This is a genomic window from Blastococcus sp. SYSU D00820 (assembly GCF_054050695.1).
The window spans coordinates 95,487-110,980 of record NZ_JBJGZW010000007.1 but is presented as its reverse complement, the minus strand read 5'-3'; the positions used below and the strand labels follow the sequence as shown (position 1 = coordinate 110,980).

The 15,494-nt window shown below is 75.7% G+C and carries 15 protein-coding genes, 1 pseudogene and 1 riboswitch; of the genes and pseudogenes, 10 read left to right on the top strand and 6 right to left on the bottom strand.

All coding sequences use genetic code 11. The features are described 5' to 3' along the window. Positions 1 to 11 precede the first annotated feature (11 nt). Positions 12 to 713 (top strand): flavin reductase family protein, encoded by a 702-nt coding sequence (locus ACI79R_RS10340; RefSeq protein WP_456573521.1) that lies wholly within the window; start codon positions 12 to 14, stop codon positions 711 to 713. 111 nt (positions 714 to 824) lie between these two features. Here ACI79R_RS10340 and ACI79R_RS10335 read toward each other — a convergent pair whose 3' ends face one another. Next, the gene (locus tag ACI79R_RS10335) at positions 825 to 1,796 is read right to left on the bottom strand and encodes a carbohydrate kinase family protein (protein ID WP_456573520.1); all 972 of its coding nucleotides are present in this window, start codon (positions 1,794 to 1,796) and stop codon (positions 825 to 827) included. Positions 1,797 to 1,896: 100 nt separating this feature from the next. Beyond that, entirely contained in the window at positions 1,897 to 2,568 is a 672-nt protein-coding gene (locus tag ACI79R_RS10330; RefSeq protein WP_456573519.1) for a CDP-alcohol phosphatidyltransferase family protein, read from the bottom strand. Positions 2,569 to 2,639: 71 nt separating this feature from the next. On the opposite strand from ACI79R_RS10330, the gene ACI79R_RS10325 reads away from it, so the two are divergent. Next, positions 2,640 to 3,398 carry a lipase family alpha/beta hydrolase gene (locus ACI79R_RS10325; protein ID WP_456573518.1) on the top strand — a complete coding sequence of 253 codons (759 nt, stop codon included), beginning with the start codon at positions 2,640 to 2,642 and terminating at the stop codon, positions 3,396 to 3,398. A 43-nt stretch (positions 3,399 to 3,441) separates the two neighbouring features. Continuing rightward, a complete protein-coding gene (locus ACI79R_RS10320) occupies positions 3,442 to 4,074 on the top strand; it encodes a hypothetical protein (protein ID WP_456573517.1) in 633 nt (210 codons plus the stop codon). Here the strand turns inward: ACI79R_RS10320 and metF are convergent. Next, positions 4,061 to 4,966 (bottom strand): methylenetetrahydrofolate reductase [NAD(P)H], encoded by a 906-nt coding sequence (gene metF, locus ACI79R_RS10315; RefSeq protein ID WP_456573516.1) that lies wholly within the window; start codon positions 4,964 to 4,966, stop codon positions 4,061 to 4,063. The two genes, ACI79R_RS10320 and metF, sit on opposite strands and share 14 nt — an antisense overlap. Before the next feature lie 182 nt (positions 4,967 to 5,148). Between metF and ACI79R_RS10310 the strand changes: the two genes are divergently transcribed. From ACI79R_RS10310 to ACI79R_RS10300, 3 genes are read left to right on the top strand one after another with little or no spacing between them, the layout of a single operon-like run. Further along, complete coding sequence (locus ACI79R_RS10310) at positions 5,149 to 6,279, top strand: polyprenyl synthetase family protein (protein ID WP_456573515.1); 1,131 nt, start codon at positions 5,149 to 5,151, stop codon at positions 6,277 to 6,279. Positions 6,280 to 6,281: 2 nt separating this feature from the next. Next, positions 6,282 to 7,763: a phytoene desaturase family protein gene (gene crtI / locus ACI79R_RS10305; RefSeq protein WP_456573514.1), complete on the top strand. Its 1,482-nt coding sequence runs from the start codon at positions 6,282 to 6,284 to the stop codon at positions 7,761 to 7,763. After that, positions 7,760 to 8,713, top strand: coding sequence for a phytoene/squalene synthase family protein (locus ACI79R_RS10300; RefSeq protein WP_456573513.1), 954 nt, complete (start codon positions 7,760 to 7,762; stop codon positions 8,711 to 8,713). Before crtI ends, ACI79R_RS10300 begins: the two co-directional genes overlap by 4 nt. On the opposite strand, the pseudogene ACI79R_RS10295 reads toward ACI79R_RS10300, so the two are convergent. The 3 genes and pseudogenes from ACI79R_RS10295 to ACI79R_RS10285 all read right to left on the bottom strand — a co-directional run. Next, a pseudogene (locus ACI79R_RS10295) lies at positions 8,710 to 8,871 on the bottom strand (lycopene cyclase domain-containing protein); the annotation flags it as partial. The gene ACI79R_RS10300 and the pseudogene ACI79R_RS10295 overlap by 4 nt on opposite strands. 44 nt (positions 8,872 to 8,915) lie before the next feature. Then, complete coding sequence (locus tag ACI79R_RS10290) at positions 8,916 to 9,266, bottom strand: lycopene cyclase domain-containing protein (protein ID WP_456573512.1); 351 nt, start codon at positions 9,264 to 9,266, stop codon at positions 8,916 to 8,918. A gap of 10 nt (positions 9,267 to 9,276) precedes the next feature. Beyond that, positions 9,277 to 9,600, bottom strand: a complete 324-nt coding sequence (locus ACI79R_RS10285; RefSeq protein WP_456573511.1) for an Rv2175c family DNA-binding protein — start codon at positions 9,598 to 9,600, stop codon at positions 9,277 to 9,279. Positions 9,601 to 9,613: 13 nt separating this feature from the next. Between ACI79R_RS10285 and ACI79R_RS10280 the strand changes: the two genes are divergently transcribed. The 4 genes from ACI79R_RS10280 to ACI79R_RS10265 all read left to right on the top strand — a co-directional run bounded on the left by ACI79R_RS10280 (position 9,614) and on the right by ACI79R_RS10265 (position 15,386). Beyond that, a complete protein-coding gene (locus ACI79R_RS10280) occupies positions 9,614 to 10,672 on the top strand; it encodes an alpha-hydroxy acid oxidase (RefSeq protein WP_456573510.1) in 1,059 nt (352 codons plus the stop codon). 16 nt (positions 10,673 to 10,688) lie between these two features. Continuing rightward, a riboswitch (ZMP/ZTP riboswitch) is annotated at positions 10,689 to 10,774 on the top strand. 27 nt (positions 10,775 to 10,801) lie between these two features. After that, positions 10,802 to 12,268 (top strand): glycine hydroxymethyltransferase, encoded by a 1,467-nt coding sequence (locus ACI79R_RS10275; RefSeq protein WP_456573509.1) that lies wholly within the window; start codon positions 10,802 to 10,804, stop codon positions 12,266 to 12,268. Between the two features lie 224 nt (positions 12,269 to 12,492). Continuing rightward, complete coding sequence (pknB, locus tag ACI79R_RS10270) at positions 12,493 to 14,493, top strand: Stk1 family PASTA domain-containing Ser/Thr kinase (protein WP_456573508.1); 2,001 nt, start codon at positions 12,493 to 12,495, stop codon at positions 14,491 to 14,493. A gap of 8 nt (positions 14,494 to 14,501) precedes the next feature. After that, a complete protein-coding gene (locus tag ACI79R_RS10265; protein WP_456573507.1) occupies positions 14,502 to 15,386 on the top strand; it encodes a deoxyribonuclease IV in 885 nt (294 codons plus the stop codon). Positions 15,387 to 15,494: the final 108 nt, after the last annotated feature.

Sequence of the window (15,494 nt, the reverse complement as noted above, 5' to 3'; positions counted from 1 at the left end):
AGGATGACCGGGTGAGTGGACCCGACCGCACCCCGGCGCACGAGCGCACCGTCTTCGACCCGGCCGCGATGGAGGCCGGCGCTTTCTACCGGGTGCTGAACTCCGTCGTCGTCCCGCGGCCGATCGCGTGGGTCTGCAGCCGTTCGGCCGACGGGGTGCACAACCTCGCGCCGCACTCCTTCTACACCGTCGCCTGCGTCTCCCCGCCGGTCGTGCAGTTCACCTCGGTCGGCCGCAAGGACTCGCTGCGCAACATCGAGGCCACCCGCGAGTTCACCGTGAACCTGACGCCCGAGGCGCTGTTCGAGCAGGTCAACGCCACCGGCACCGACTTCCCGCCGGACCACGACGAGGCCGAGCACGCCGGGGTGCGGCTCGAGCCGAGCGACACGGTCGGCGCGCTGCGGGTCGCCGAGTCCCCGGTGTCGATCGAGTGCACGCTGCACGCCACCCTCGGGCTGGGCGACAGCACCGTGGTCTTCGGGCGGGTGCAGCGGATCAGCGTGTGGCAGAGCGCGGTGCGCGACGGCCGACCGCGGATCGAGGCGCTGGCGCCGCTGGCCCGGCTGGGCGGCAACGAGTGGTCGACGATCGGGGAGGTGCGGACGATTCCGCGGATCCCCTACCGGACGTGGGCGGCCGACCCGTCGATCGGTGAGCGCATCCGCGGCGAGTCGCCGGCTCGGCGCCGCGCACACGATCAGGGTCCCTGATCGTGTCGGGTCCTCCCCCACGTCCCACCGCCGGGGAGGACCCCACGGGATCAGGTCACCTGATCATGTGGGGGACGACGCCGACCCCGACGCCGACGCCGACGACGGGCGTCACAGGTGCGGCGCGACCTCGTCGGCCGCCTCCTGCCCGAACGCCTCGGCGAACCGGGCGAGGAACCGGTCGCGCACCAGCTCGTACTCCTGCGTGCCGATGACCTCCACGGCCTCGGTGGCCACCGCCGAGCCGAGCTGCGTGGCCCGCTCGAGGCTCAGCCCCCACGTGCGGCCGGCGATGAAGCCCGCCCGCAGCGCGTCGCCGCCGCCGGTGGGCTCGACCGGCTTGGTCTCGGGCACCGCCTTGACCTGCAGCGGCTGTTCCCCGGCCTGGCGCACGAGCACGCCCTCGGCGGCCCGCGTGGTCACCCAGCAGCCGACCCGGTCGAGCACCTCCTCGGCGCTCCAGCCGGTCTTCTGCTGCAGCAGCGCGGCCTCGTACTCGTTGGTGAACAGCAGCTCGGCGCCGTCGACCAGGTCGCGGATCATCGCGCCGTCGGCCCAGGCCAGCTGCTGGCTGGGGTCGGCGGCGAAGGGGAAGCCGCGCTCCCGGCACTCCCGGGTGTGCCGCACCATCGCGGTGGGGTCGTTGGGGCCGATGACGACGAGGTCCGGCGTCCCGACCCGGGAGGCGACCGGCTGGAGCTCGATCTCGCAGGCCTCGGACATCGCGCCCGAGTAGAAGGACGCGATCTGGTTGTTGACCACGTCGGTCGTGCAGACGAAGCGCGCGGTGTGCTTGAGCTCCGACCAGCGCACGCTGGCGGTGTCCACGCCGTGCCGGTTGAGCCAGGCCTCGTAGTCGGCGAAGTCGCTGCCGACGGCGCCGACCAGCACCGGCCGGACGCCGAGCAGCCCGAGGCCGTAGGCCATGTTGGCCCCGGCCCCGCCGCGGTGCTGGACCAGGTCGTCGACGAGGAAGGAGAGCGAGACGTTCTCCATCTGACCCTCGACGAACTGCTCGGTGAACTTCCCGGGGAAGGTCATGAGGTGGTCGGTGGCGATGGAACCGGTGACGACGACGGGCACGGGGACGCTCCCTGGCGGGCTGGAGACGGTGGACCGCCGGTGCGGACGGGCACCGCACACCCTAGGGGCCGCCTCCGCGCGGCGCTGCCCCGCGGGGACCTCAGTCCCCGAGCGCCCGGCGCAGGGAGACCCCCAGCTGGACCACCGCGACGGCTCCCAGCAGCGTCCCGACGGCGGCGCCGGAGGTGACCACGACCGTCGCCAGGTCCCGCCCGCCGACGGTGCTCCCGGCCACCACCCCGGCCCCGCCGAGGGTGAACCCGGTCATCACCACGCGCGTGGGCCGCTCCCACACCGACAGCGTCCCGGTCTCGGTGACGCCGGCCTGGCCGGCGCGGGCCCGCAGGTAGTCGGGCAGCCAGCACAGCGCGCCGAAGGCGGCGGCCAGCCAGCCGGGCGCACCGGCGACCCACAGCGCGACGGCGTAGCCGGCCTCGGTGAGCCGGTCGACGGCGGAGTCGAGGACGAACCCCCGGCGCGACGCCCGGCCGGTGGCGATGGCCAGCGCGCCGTCCAGGGAGTCCAGGAACCCGCTCAGCCCGACGAGCACCCCGGCCAGGACCAGCCAGCGTCCCCCGGCGGCGGCCGGGACGGCGGCGCCGGCGGCCACCAGCAGCCCGGCGGCGGTGGCCAGCAGGGGTGGCAGCCCGGCCAGCGGCCGGGCCAGCGCGTAGGCCAGGCCCAGCCAGCCGCGCACCAGCCCGCTCCCGAGCGGGTCGGTCCCGCCGTGCCAGGTCGACCAGGCGGCCAGGTACTCGTCGCGGCTCAGCACGCCGTCCCCCTGCCCGCCGTCCCCATGGACGCAGTCCACCAGGCCCGGCCGGGACCGGGGACAGTGGGGAGGTGCCCGCCGTCCGCGCCGCCCTCCTCGTGCTGCTCGCCGCCCTCCTCCCCGCCTGCTCGGCGGAGCCGGCCGACGAGCCGGCCGCGGCGGACGAGCCCGGCCCGGTGCTGCTCGTGCCCGGGTACGGCGGCTCGGTGGCGTCGATGCAGCCGCTGGCCGACCGGCTGACCGCCGAGGGCCGCGACGCCACCGTCGTCGCCGTCCCCGACGGCGGCACCGGCGACCTCGACCGGGCGGCCGACGCGCTGCGCACCGCGGCCGCCGACGCCATGGACCGCACGGGCGCCGAGAGCGTCGACGTCGTCGGCTACTCCGCCGGCGGGCTGGTGGCCCGGCTCTGGATCGCCGACGACGGCGCCGGGGACGTCCGGCGGGTGGTGACCCTCGGCTCCCCGCACCACGGCACCACCCTGGCCGACCTGGCGGTGGCGATCGCCCCGGCGCAGTGCCCCGAGGCCTGCCGGCAGATGACCACCGACAGCGACCTGGTCGCCGGGCTCAACGCGGACGACGAGACGCCCGACGGGCCGACCTGGGTGTCGATCTGGACCGAGCAGGACGGCACGGTCACCCCGCCGGAGTCCGCGCGGCTGGACGGAGCGCTCAACCTCCCGGTCCAGTCCATCTGCGCCGACGCCGAGCTCGGCCACCAGGACCTGCCGCGCGATCCGCTGGTGCAGGCGATCGTGGTCGCCCAGCTCGCCGCGGGCGACCCCGTGCCGCTGGACGCCGCCGACTGCGCCCGGCTGGGTGGCTGAGCGCACGCGTGCGCGGCGCGGCTGCCTGGGTAGGGGCCCGGGCATGACCGCCTCCACCTCCGACGCGGCCGTCGTCGACGTCCTCCGCCGGGTCGACCGGCTGACCGCCCCCCTGGTCCGCCGGCTCGGCCGTCCGCCCGCGCTGCCCCAGGCCGAGCGCGACCAGTGGTGGGCCGACCGGGTCTCCCGCGTGGCCGCCGGGGTCAGCGCCGCTCCGCGGTTCGCCGGCAAGCTCGCCGACCTGCTGCCGCTGCAGAACACCGTGGGGGCGGCGGTGCAGGCCCTCGTCGTCCTGGGCGTGGCCGGCGAGCGCGGCGTCACCGACCCCGCCGACCGGGTGTCCCTGCTGGCCCGGGTGCTGCTGGACCGCGACCTCCCGCCGGCGCAGGTGCAGCCGCTGCTCGAGCGCACGAGGGGCGCCTACAGCGAGGCGGCCCTGGGCGCGAAGGAGGAGCGCTCCGGCGTCCGCGGCGCGGCCCGCACGCTGTGGCGGGCCGCGCGGCTGCTGGGCCGGATCGACGACGCCCTGGACGCCCGCCCCAAGGGCAAGCTGCGGCACCGCGCGCTGTCGAACCTGCCGGTGGTCGGCGTCCTCGGCGGCTACGCGGCCGAGCGGGAGGGGCTGCGCCGGGCCGCCGCCCGCGCGGCCCAGGTCATCGGTGTCAGGCCGGCGTGACCGCCGCCGGCACCAGGTTGGCGTGCACCTCGCGCGTGGCCGTCGACCGGTTCATGGTGATGAAGTGGATGCCGGGCACCCCCTCGTCCAGCAGCCGGCGGCACATCGCCGTGGCCACCTCGACGCCGTAGGCGCGCACCGCGGCCTTGTCCTCGGGGCGGTCGCCGTCGAGCTCGGCGAACCGGGCGGCGAGCTCCTCGGGGAACGCCTGGCCCGACAGCTGCACGATCCGCGCGATCTGCCGGGCGTTGGTCACCGGCATGACCCCCGCGATGATCGGGACGTCGCAGCCCCGGCCGGCCACCCGGTCGCGCAGCCGCAGGTAGTCCTCCACCCGGAAGAACATCTGGGTGATCGCGAAGTCGGCGCCGGCCCGGCACTTGGCGACGAACATCTCCACGTCGGTGTCGAAGTCCGGCGAGCGCGGGTGCCGCTCGGGGAACGCCGCGACGCCCACGGAGAAGTCGCCCATCGACCGGATCAGCTCGACCAGCTCGGCCGCGTACTGCAGCCCCTCAGGGTGGGCGATCCACTCCGCCTGCGGATCGGCACCCGGCGGGTCGCCGCGCAGCGCCAGCAGGTTGCGCACGCCGGCCGCGGCCAGCCGGCTGACCACGTGCCGCAGCTCGGCCACGCTGTGGTCGACGGCGGTCAGGTGGGCCAGCGGCGTCATCGTGGTCTCGGTGGCGATCCGCTCGGTCACCGCGACGGTGCCCTCGCGGGTGGAGCCGCCGGCGCCGTAGGTGACCGAGACGAACGAGGGCTGCAGCCGCTCGAGCTGGCGCAGCGCCGTCCACAGCTGGGCCTCGCCCTCGGGCGTCTTGGGCGGGAAGAACTCGAAGGACCACGTCGGGCGGCCCTGGGCGAGCAGCTCGCGGACGGTGCTGGTCATGGGTCGGGAGGATACGTGCGCCGCCGTCCCGGTCCCCGCTGCGCCGCCGCGTGCATCCGACCGCGCCCTCCCCGGCGAAGGGTTCCCGAAGCCCGCCGACCGAGGAGGACGGTCCCGTGACCCTGCGTGAGCAGCCCTGCCCGGACAGGACGTCCGCGACCCTGTGGGGCGATACTGGACCGGTGATCACCGGGACGGAGCGGCGCCCTCCCGCGCCCCGTCCCGCACCCGACCTGACCGCGGCCGACCTGCCGCGGATCCGCGGCGCGGTCGCCGCGGCGCTGACCGGCTTCCTGGAGGAGCAGCGCACCGTGCTCGCGGGCATGGACGCCGCCCTGGCCCCCGTCGTCGACGAGGTGTGCGCGGTGGCCGACGGCGGCAAGCGGCTGCGGCCGGCCTTCGCCTACTGGGGCTGGCGCGGGGTCACCGAGGGCGTTCCCGCCCCCGGGGAGGACGACGCCGCGGTGCTCCGCGCGGTCGCCGCGCTGGAGTTCGTGCACGCCAGCGCCCTGGTGCACGACGACGTCATGGACGGCGCGGTCACCCGCCGCGGCCGTCCCGCCACCCACGTCGGGTTCGCCACCCGCCACGGCGACGAGGCGTTCACCGGCGACGGCGCCGCCTTCGGCGTGGGCGCGGCGATCCTGGTCGGCGACCTCGCGCTGGTGTGGTCCGACGAGCTGCTGCGCCGCTCGGGCATCTCCCCCGCCGCGCTGGCCCGCGCCCGCTCGGTCTGGGACACCATGCGCACCGAGGTCACCGCCGGGCAGTACCTCGACCTGCTCCGCGCCGCCGGCGGCCTGCCCGGCGCCCAGGGCGCGCTGACCGTCGCCCGCTACAAGAGCGCCGGCTACACCGTGCAGCGCCCGCTGCAGCTGGGCGCCGCGATCGCCGGCGCCGGCCCGCGGGCCGCCGAGGTCTACACCGCCATCGGCCTGCCGCTGGGCGAGGCCTTCCAGCTGCGCGACGACGTCCTCGGCGTCTTCGGCGACCCCGACGTCACCGGCAAGTCCGCCGACGACGACCTGCGCGAGGGCAAGCAGACGCTGCTCATCGCGCTGGCCGAGGAGGCCGCCGACGCCGACGGCCGCCGGCTGCTGCGCGACTGCCTGGGCAACCCGGACTGCGCCGCCGGCGAGCTCGATGCGCTGCGCCGGCTGATCGAGAGCACCGGCGCCCGCGCCCGGGTCGAGGAGCGGATCACCGAGAACACCGCCGTCGCCCGCGCCGCGATCGCCGAGGCACCGCTGGCCGAGGAGGCCCGCACCGCGCTGGACGCGCTGGCCGTGGCCGCGACGTCCCGCACCGCCTGAGCGTGCGCACCGTCCCCGGCCCCACCGGGCGGGTCGTCGTGGTGGGCGCGGGCCTGGCCGGGCTGTCGGCCGCGCTGCGGCTGCGCGGCGCCGGCCGCGAGGTCACCGTGGTGGAGCGGGCCGCCGGTCCCGGCGGGCGCGCCGGGCGGATCGAGTCCGCCGGCTACGCCCTCGACACCGGCCCGTCGGTGTTCACCGCACCCGAGCTGGTCGCCGACACCCTCGCCGCGGTCGGCGAGAAGCTCGAGGACCGGCTGCCGATGGTGCGGCTGGAGACCTCCTACCGCGCGCAGTTCGCCGACGGCTCGCACCTCGACGTGCACGCCGACCCCGACGCCTTCGCCGCCGAGGTCGAGACGCTGTGCGGGCCCGCCGAGGCCGCGGCGCTGCGCCGCTACCTCGCCGACCTCGCCACGCTGTACCGGCTGCAGCTGGACACCTTCATCGACCGCAACCTCGACACCCCGCTGGACCTCCTCGGCCCCGAGCTGCTGACCCTGGTCCGGCGCGGCGGCTTCGGCCGGCTGTCCCGCCACGTCGAGCGGTTCTTCACCGACGACCGGCTGCGCCGGCTGTTCAGCTTCCAGGCCCTCTACGCCGGGGTGTCGCCGTACCGGGCGATCGCCGCCTACGCGGTGATCGCCCAGCTCGACATCGGCGCGGGGGTCTGGCACCCGGCCGGTGGCATCGGGGCGGTGCCGCGCGCGCTGGCCGGCGCGGCCGCCGACGCCGGTGTGGCGCTCCGGTACGACACCGGGGTGGCGCGGCTGGAGGTCCGCGGCCGCCGGGTGACCGGCGTGGTGCTGGACGACGGCGAGCGGCTGCCCGCCGACGCCGTCGTCGTCACCACCGACGCGCCGCACACGCTGGTGCCCGGCCTGCGCGGCCCGCGGCGGCCGGTCTACTCGCCGTCCTGCGTGGCGCTGCACCTGGGCGTGCGCACCCCGCTGGCCGGCCAGGCGCACCACACGATCAGCTTCGGCGCGGCCTGGCGGCAGGTGTTCGACGAGCTCACCCGCGACGGCCGGCCGATGAGCGACCCCAGCCTGCTGATCAGCATGCCCTCGGTCACCGACCGCAGCCTGGCGCCCGAGGGCGGCCAGGTGCTCAGCGTCGTCGCCCCGACGCCGAACCTCGACCGGCGCAGCGGCGGCAACCCCGGCATCGACTGGACGGCCCTGGCGCCCCGCTACCGCGAGGAGCTGCTGGCCACCCTGGAGGCGCGCGGGTACACCGGGGTCTCCGACGCCATCGAGGTCGAGCACATGGACACCCCGCTCACCTGGGCCGCGCAGGGCATGGCCGCCGGCACGCCGTTCGCGCTGGCCCACACCTTCGGCCAGACCGGGCCCTTCCGGCCCTCGACGCTGCCCCGCCGCGGTCCGGAGAACGTGGTGCTCGCCGGGTCCAGCGTGCAGCCGGGCGTCGGCGTCCCCATGGTCGTCATCAGCGGCCGGCTGGCCGCGGAACGGATCACCGGATGACCGCGCTGCGCCCGCCCCGCTCCCGCGACGAGCAGCAGGCGCTGCTCGACGCCGCCTACCGGCACTGCGCGGCCATCGCCGCCGCGCACGGCAAGAGCTACCACCTGGCCACCCGGTTGCTGACCCCCGACCGCCGGCCGGCCGTGCACGCCCTCTACGCCGCAGCCCGCACCGCCGACGACCTCGTCGACCATCCCGGTGCCGACCCCGCCGGCGACCTCGCCGCCTGGTCGCGCGCGGTGCTCGAGGAGCTGGAGGCCGGCTGGTCCGACGACCCGGTGCGGCTGGCGCTCGTGCACACCTACCGCCGGTACGACATCGCCGTCGAGCACCTGGTCGACTTCCTCGCCGCGATGACCAGCGACCTCGACGTCACCGGCTACGCGGACATGGACGCCCTCGACCGGTACATGTGGGGCTCGGCGGCGGTCATCGGCCTGCAGGTGCTGCCGGTGCTCGGCACCGCGCCGGGCGTCGGCCGCGAGGAGGCCGCCCCGCACGCCATCGCGCTGGGCGAGGCGTTCCAGCTGACCAACTTCCTGCGCGACGTCGCCGAGGACGTCGACCGCGGCCGCGTCTACCTGCCGGCCGACCTCATGGCCGCGCACGGCGTCACCCGCGAGCAGCTGGAGGCCAAGCGCTTCGACGGCCGGTTCCGCGCCCTGATGCAGGAGATGGTGGCGATCGTGCGGCGGCGCTACGACGACGCCGCGCCCGGCACGCCGATGCTGGCCCCGGAGTCCCGCGACTGCGTGCGGGCCGCCACCGACCTCTACGGCGGGATCCTCACCGAGATCGAGCGGGCCGACTACCGGGTGCTCGACCGCCGGGTGCGGGTGTCCAAGCCGCGCCGCCTGGCGGTGTTCGCCCGCCGGTTGACCGCCGCCCAGCTGGCCAGGGTGAGGGTCACCATCGCGAAGCCGAACAGCAGGTCCTCGACCGGCGCGTAGGCGATCCGCGGCCCCCAGATCTCCTCGGGGTCGTAGACCACGACCTCCAGCCCGGTGAGCACGCCGTTCATCAGCAGCTGGAAGGTCACGACGATGGCGTAGGCCACCCAGAACACCCGTCGCGTGACCATCCGGGTGCGGTAGACCGCCAGGTCCACCACCAGGACGGCGACGACCGCGGTCACCGCGAGCGCGGAGTAGCTCACCGGCCCGTCTCCGCTTCCTCGGCGGGATAGCCCGCGTCCCACCCGGTCACCTTGCGCACCGCCTCCAGCGCCAGCACCGAGCACAGCGGGACGACGAGGAAGAACAGCACCTCCTCGACCGGGATGCCGCCGGGCAGCCGGACGTCGAGGGTCAGCGTCGAGGAGTAGTCCCAGTGCCCCTGCGCGATCGCGTAGAGCACCCACACCACGAACACGGTGAACTCCGGCAGCACCGCCAGCAGCAGCCGCCGCCAGCGGGCGTAGACCCGCACCCGCAGCACCAGCTCCAGCGGCGCGGTGACCACCAGGCAGCCGGCCAGCAGCGCCAGGTAGGTCAGGGAGCCCACGGTCGGGGGCTCAGAACGCCAGTGCCTGGGCGCGGCGGGTGACCTCGGTGTGCCGGTCGTGCCGCAGCGCCTCCACCGGGGTGCCCGGCAGCGAGTCGTCGGCGCGGAAGAGCCACTCGAAGGCCTCCTCGTCGCTGAACCCGCCGTCCTTGAGGACGGTGAGCAGGCCCGGCAGGTGCCGCAGCACGGCGCCGTCCTGCAGGAAGGCCGCGGGGATCTTGCTGTTGCCGCTTCCCGGCACCGCCATGAGCTTGCGTTCGCGCAGCAGCTGGCGGACGCGGTTGGCCGAGATGCCCAGGGCCTCGGCCACCTCCGCGGGCGTGAGCGTCTCCATAGGCTCCCAGCCTATGGCGCTGCCCGACCCCGCTCGACCGCACCTCGACCTCGACGCCCTGGAGGCGCGCGGCCGCGAGCTGCTGGACCGGGGGATCGCCGACTACTACTCCGGCGGCGCGGAGTCCGAGACGACGCTGCGCGAGGCGACGCCGGCCTGGCGGTCGTGGCGGCTGCGGCCGCGGGTGCTGCGCGACGCGACGTCGGTGGCGCTGGGCACCACGCTGCTCGGCACCGACGTCGCCACGCCGATCGGGGTGGCCCCGTGGGGGTTCCAGGCGCTGGCCCACCCCGACGGCGAGTGCGGCACCGCGCGCGGCGCGGCCGCGGTCGGCGCGCTGATGACCGTGCCGACCGCGGCGACCACCGGGCTGGCCGAGGTCGCCGCCGCCGAGCCCGCCGGGCCGCGCTGGTTCCAGCTCTACCGGCTGTCCTCCCCCGCGGCCACCGACGACCTCGCCCGCCGGGCCGGCGACACCGGCTACCGCGCCCTGGTGCTCACCGCGGACGTGCCGGTGGCTGGGCGGCGGCTGCGCGACCTGGTCAACGGGTTCACCTGGCCGGCCGGCCTGGCGATGCCCAACCGCCCCGTCGACGGCACCCTCGGCCCGGCCGACAGCCCGGCGTGGACCTTCGACGACATCGGACGCTTCGCCCGGCTCTCGGGCCTGCCCGTGGTGGTGAAGGGGGTGCTCCGCGGGGACGACGCCGCCGCCTGCGTGCGGGCCGGCGCCGCCGCCGTCTGGGTGTCCACCCACGGGGGGCGCCAGGCCGATCCGGTGGTGGCCAGCGCGCACGCGCTGCCCGAGGTGGTCGACGCGGTCGGCGACGACGCCGAGGTCTACGTCGACGGCGGCATCCGCGCCGGCTCCGACGTCCTGACCGCGCTGGCGCTCGGGGCGCGCGCGGTCTTCGTCGGCCGGCCGGCGGTGTGGGGGCTGACCACCGGCGGCGCCGACGGCGTGGCCGCCGTCCTGGGCGGGCTGACCGCCGAGCTGGCGACGACGATGACGCTCTGCGGGGTCACCGACGTCACCTCCGTCGCGCGGGACACCGTGACCCCGGCCCGCTGAGCCGCCGGTACCATCGCAGGCGGGCCGTGACTGGCGCATCGAGGTGGAGCCGACCACCGGGGAGCGGCCTGCAGTCCCCCGCCGGGCGCCTGGGCACCTTCTCCGTCGACACCCGCGCAGGAGCCCCCGATGACCGACGCACCCAGCCACGCCACGCCCTTCGACGCCGCGGCGGCCACCACCGCCTACCGGGCCGCCCTGGAGGTCATCGGTGCGGTCGAGCCGCGCGTGGCCGACGCGATCACCGCCGAGCTGGCCGACCAGCGGGCGTCGCTGAAGCTGATCGCCAGCGAGAACTACGCCAGCCCCGCGGTGCTGCTCACCATGGGCAACTGGTTCAGCGACAAGTACGCCGAGGGCACCGTCGGCCACCGCTTCTACGCCGGCTGCCAGAACGTCGACACCGTCGAGGCCCTGGCCGCCGAGCACGCCCGCGAGCTGTTCGGCGCCCCGCACGCCTACGTCCAGCCGCACTCCGGCATCGACGCCAACCTGGTCGCCTTCTGGGCCGTGCTCGCCACCCGCGTCGAGGCCCCGGCCCTGGAGAAGGCCGGCGTCCGGCACGTCAACGACCTCACCGACGAGGACTGGACGACGCTGCGGCACGCCCTCGGCGACCAGCGGATGCTCGGCATGAGCCTCGACGCCGGCGGCCACCTCACCCACGGCTTCCGCCCGAACATCAGCGGCAAGATGTTCGAGCAGTCCTCCTACGGCACCGACCCGGCGACCGGGCTGCTGGACTACGACGCCGTCCGCGCCCGGGCCCGCGAGTTCAAGCCGCTGATCCTCATGGCCGGCTACTCGGCCTACCCGCGCCGCGTCGACTTCGCGAAGATGCGCGAGATCGCCGACGAGGTCGGCGCGACCCTCGTGGTCGACATGGCGCACTTCGCCGGGCTGGTCGCCGGCAAGGTCCTCACCGGCGACTTCGACCCGGTGCCGCACGCGCACGTGGTCACCAGCACCAGCCACAAGTCGCTGCGCGGCCCCCGCGGCGGGTTCGTGCTGGCCCAGCCCGAGTACGCCGACGCCGTCGACCGCGGCTGCCCGATGGTGCTCGGCGGCCCGCTGCCGCAGGTCATGGCCGCCAAGGCGGTCGCCTTCGCCGAGGCCCGCCGGCCGGCTTTCGCCACCTACGCCCAGGCCGTGGCGGACAACGCGCAGTCGCTGGCCGAGGGGCTGGCCCGCCGCGGCGCGACCCTGGTCACCGGCGGCACCGACAACCACCTGGTGCTCATCGACGTCACCTCCTTCGGGCTGACCGGGCGGCAGGCGGAGTCGGCGCTGCTCGACGCCGGCATCGTGACCAACCGCAACGCCGTCCCGGCCGACCCGAACGGCGCCTGGTACACCTCCGGCGTCCGCATCGGCACCCCGGCGCTGACCAGCCGCGGCTTCGGTGCCGCGGAGTTCGACCGGGTGGCCGAGCTGATCGTCGACGTCCTGTCGGCCACCACGCCGACGGCCACCCGCGACGGCGGCGTCTCCAAGGCCAAGTACGCGATGGACGCCGGCATCGCCGACAAGACCCTCGCCGCGTCGGCCGAGCTGCTGGCCGCCCACCCGCTGTACCCGGGGCTCGACCTCGCCTGAGGCGCCCTGCGCCCGCTGTCCGCTGCCCGCGGACATGATCAGGGTCCCTGGTCATGTGGGGTCCTCCCCGACCGTGCACCGCCGGGGAGGACCCTGCACGATCAGGGACCCTGATCATCTTCGCGCCCACCCCACCGGGACCGGTGGGACGGGAGGTGCCCGCTGACGACGACGGCCCGCGTGTACGGGCCGATCGATGTCCCGCCGCTCCTACACTCGATCAGGTGGACACCGCCGTGACCGACCCCGTGGTCGGCCTCCTCCTCGAGGGGCGGTACCGCCTCGAGGAGCGACTGGCACGCGGTGGCATGTCGGTGGTCTACGCGGCCACCGACCTGCGGCTGGACCGCACCGTCGCGGTGAAGGTCATGGCCGAGCACCTCGCCCACGACCCCACGTTCGTCGACCGGTTCACCCGCGAGGCGCGGGCCGCGGCGATGCTCAGCCACCCGAACGTGGTGAGCGTCAGCGACCAGGGCAGCGACCAGGGGCTGGTGTACCTGGTCATGGAGCTGGTCCGCGGCCGTACGCTGCGCGATCTGCTGCAGGCCCGCGGCCGGCTCACCGTCGGCGAGGCGTTCGCCGTCCTCGAGCCGGTGCTCTCCGGCCTGACCGCCGCGCACCGCGCCGGCATCGTGCACCGCGACATCAAGCCCGAGAACGTGCTCATCGGCCACGACGGCGTCGTCAAGGTCGCCGACTTCGGCCTGGCCCGCGCCGTCGCCGGCACGGGGCAGACCAGCCACACCGGCGGCGTGCTGATCGGCACCGTGGCCTACCTCTCCCCCGAGCAGCTCGAGCGCGGCCGCGCCGACGCCCGCAGCGACGTCTACGCCGCCGGCGTCGTGCTCTACGAGATGCTCACCGGCCACCCGCCCTACGGCGGCGACACCCCGCTGGCGGTGGCCTACCAGCACGTGCACCACGACGTGCCCGCGCCGTCGGACGAGGTGCCGGGCCTGGCCTGGCAGGTCGACGAGCTGGTGGCCCGCACCACCCGCCGCGACCCCGCCGTCCGGCCGCTGGACGCCGGCGCGTTCCTGGCCGACCTCGAGGACGTCCGCAAGGACGTCGGCGTCCCCCGCGTGCCCGTGCCCACCGGCCGCTCGTCGGCCGGCCCCGGCACGCTGCGGCCGACCAACCGGCCGACCCGGCCCAAGCACCCCAGCGACCCCGGCCGCGCCGGCGACCCCGGCACCGAGGTGCTCGGCAGCGGCACACGCCCCGGCGGCCGGGGCTCGCGCACCAGCATGCTGCCCGGCATGGGCGCCGGCCCGACCACCGACGTGGGCGACGCCCGGCCGCCGCTCGCGCGGGTACGCCCCGGCGTTCCCGAGCACGTGCGGCGGCGCCGTACCCGGCTGGCCGTGGCCATCGTGCTGCTGCTCGCCGTCACCGTCGGCGCGGTGGGCTGGTGGCTGGGCTCGGGCCGCTGGACCCAGGTGCCCGAGCTCGTCGGCGCCGACAAGGACACCGCGATCGGCCGGCTGCAGGAGGCCGACCTCGACCCCGTCTTCGCCGACGAGCAGTTCAGCGAGACCGTGCCCGCGGGCGTGGTCATCTCCGCCGACCCCGACGGCGGAGATGCCATCCGCGGCAGCGACGTGGAGCTCGTCGTCTCCAAGGGCCCGGAGCGGTTCGTGGTGGACGCCGCGCTGGTCAACCAGCCGCGCGACGACGTGCTGGCCGCGCTCGCCGACGTCCCGGTGGTCATCAGCGTGGTCGAGGACTTCGACAACGACATCCCGATCGGCAACGTCACCGGCTTCGAGCCCGAGGCCGGCACCCAGCTACAGCGCGGGCAGCCGCTCACCGTGTTCGTCAGCAAGGGGCACGAGCCGGTGGCCGTGCCCGACGTGGTCGGCCTGACCCCGGAGGCGGCCACCACCAACCTCCAGGCGCTCGGCTTCACCGTCACCCAGACCACCGGCCGCAGCGCCGACGTCGACCCCGGCGAGGTCATGGCGGTGTCCCCCGCTCCCGGAGAGGCCGCGCCCTACGGCAGCCAGGTGACCATCCAGGTCTCCGAGGGGCTGCCCCAGGTGACCGTCCCCGACGTCACCGGCCTGTCGGAGGCCGACGCCGTGGCCGCGCTGCAGGCCGCGGGCCTGCAGGCGGAGGTCACCAACTTCATCGCCGGCGACCGGGTGCGCTCGCAGAGCCCCCGCGGCGGTGAGGTCGTCGAGCTCGGGACGACGGTCGACATCCTCGTCAGCTTCTTCTAGGACGGTTCGTGCGCACAGCTCGTGTCGCGCCGCCCATCGGCGCGCACATCCAGATCAAGGGCGGCCTCGCCAAGGGCGGCCTGGCCTACACCGACGCGGTCGGCGCGCGGGCCGTGCAGGTCTTCGTCGGCAACCCGCGCGGGTGGAAGCTCACCGCCGGCGACCCGAAGCAGGACGCCGCCTTCACCGCCGGCTGCGCGGAGCGGGGCGTGCCCTCGTTCATCCACACGCCCTTCCTGGTGAACGTCGGCTCGCCCACCGAGGCCACCGTCGAGCAGTCGATCGCGACCATCGCGCACAACCTGGCCCGCGGCACCCAGCTGGGCGTGCAGGGCGTGGTCGTGCACGCGGGCTCGGCGGTCGGCGAGGACCGCTACGAGCCGGCGCTGCGCCAGCTGCACGAGCGGCTGCTGCCGGTGCTCGACGCGCTGCCGGACGGCGCGCCCCGGCTGCTGGTCGAGCCGACCGCCGGTGGCGGGAAGTCGCTGGCGGCCACCGTGGAGGACCTGGGGCCCTACCTGGCCGCGCTGGACATGCACCCGCTGGTCGGCGTCTGCTTCGACACCTGCCACGCCTGGGCCGCCGGGCACGACCTGGCCAGCCCGGGCGGCATGACCGCCACGCTCGACGCACTGGAGGCCACCGTCGGGCCCGGCCGGCTCGGCCTGGTGCACGCCAACGACTCGCTGGACACCTGCGGCAGCAAGCGGGACCGGCACACCACGATCGGCGCAGGCTCCCTCGGGGTGACGCCGTTCGCCGAGCTGCTGGCGCACCCGTCGACGTCCGGCGTCCCGGTGGTCGTCGAGACCCCGTCGGAGGACGACGGGCACGCCAAGGACATCGCGCTGCTGTGCGCGCTGCGCGACGGCGCGGTGGACGCCGCCGCCTGACGCGTTCCTCCCGGTGCGCGGAACGGATCGGTCCGACCCCTTGGCAGATCGGTGAGGCTCCGCTAACTTAGGCATGCCTTCCCTGCCTGAGTCACTCCGGGAGCCCGC

Excerpts from the sequence above, each read along its gene's own strand:
- ACI79R_RS10320 (WP_456573517.1), top strand. The coding sequence starts at position 3,442 with ATGACCGCCTCCACCTCCGACGCGGCCGTCGTCGACGTCCTCCGCCGG.
- metF (WP_456573516.1), bottom strand. The coding sequence starts at position 4,966 with ATGACCAGCACCGTCCGCGAGCTGCTCGCCCAGGGCCGCCCGACGTGG.
- ACI79R_RS10300 (WP_456573513.1), top strand. The coding sequence starts at position 7,760 with ATGACCGCGCTGCGCCCGCCCCGCTCCCGCGACGAGCAGCAGGCGCTG.
- ACI79R_RS10285 (WP_456573511.1), bottom strand. The coding sequence starts at position 9,600 with ATGGAGACGCTCACGCCCGCGGAGGTGGCCGAGGCCCTGGGCATCTCG.
- ACI79R_RS10280 (WP_456573510.1), top strand. The coding sequence starts at position 9,614 with ATGGCGCTGCCCGACCCCGCTCGACCGCACCTCGACCTCGACGCCCTG.
- ACI79R_RS10275 (WP_456573509.1), top strand. The coding sequence starts at position 10,802 with ATGACCGACGCACCCAGCCACGCCACGCCCTTCGACGCCGCGGCGGCC.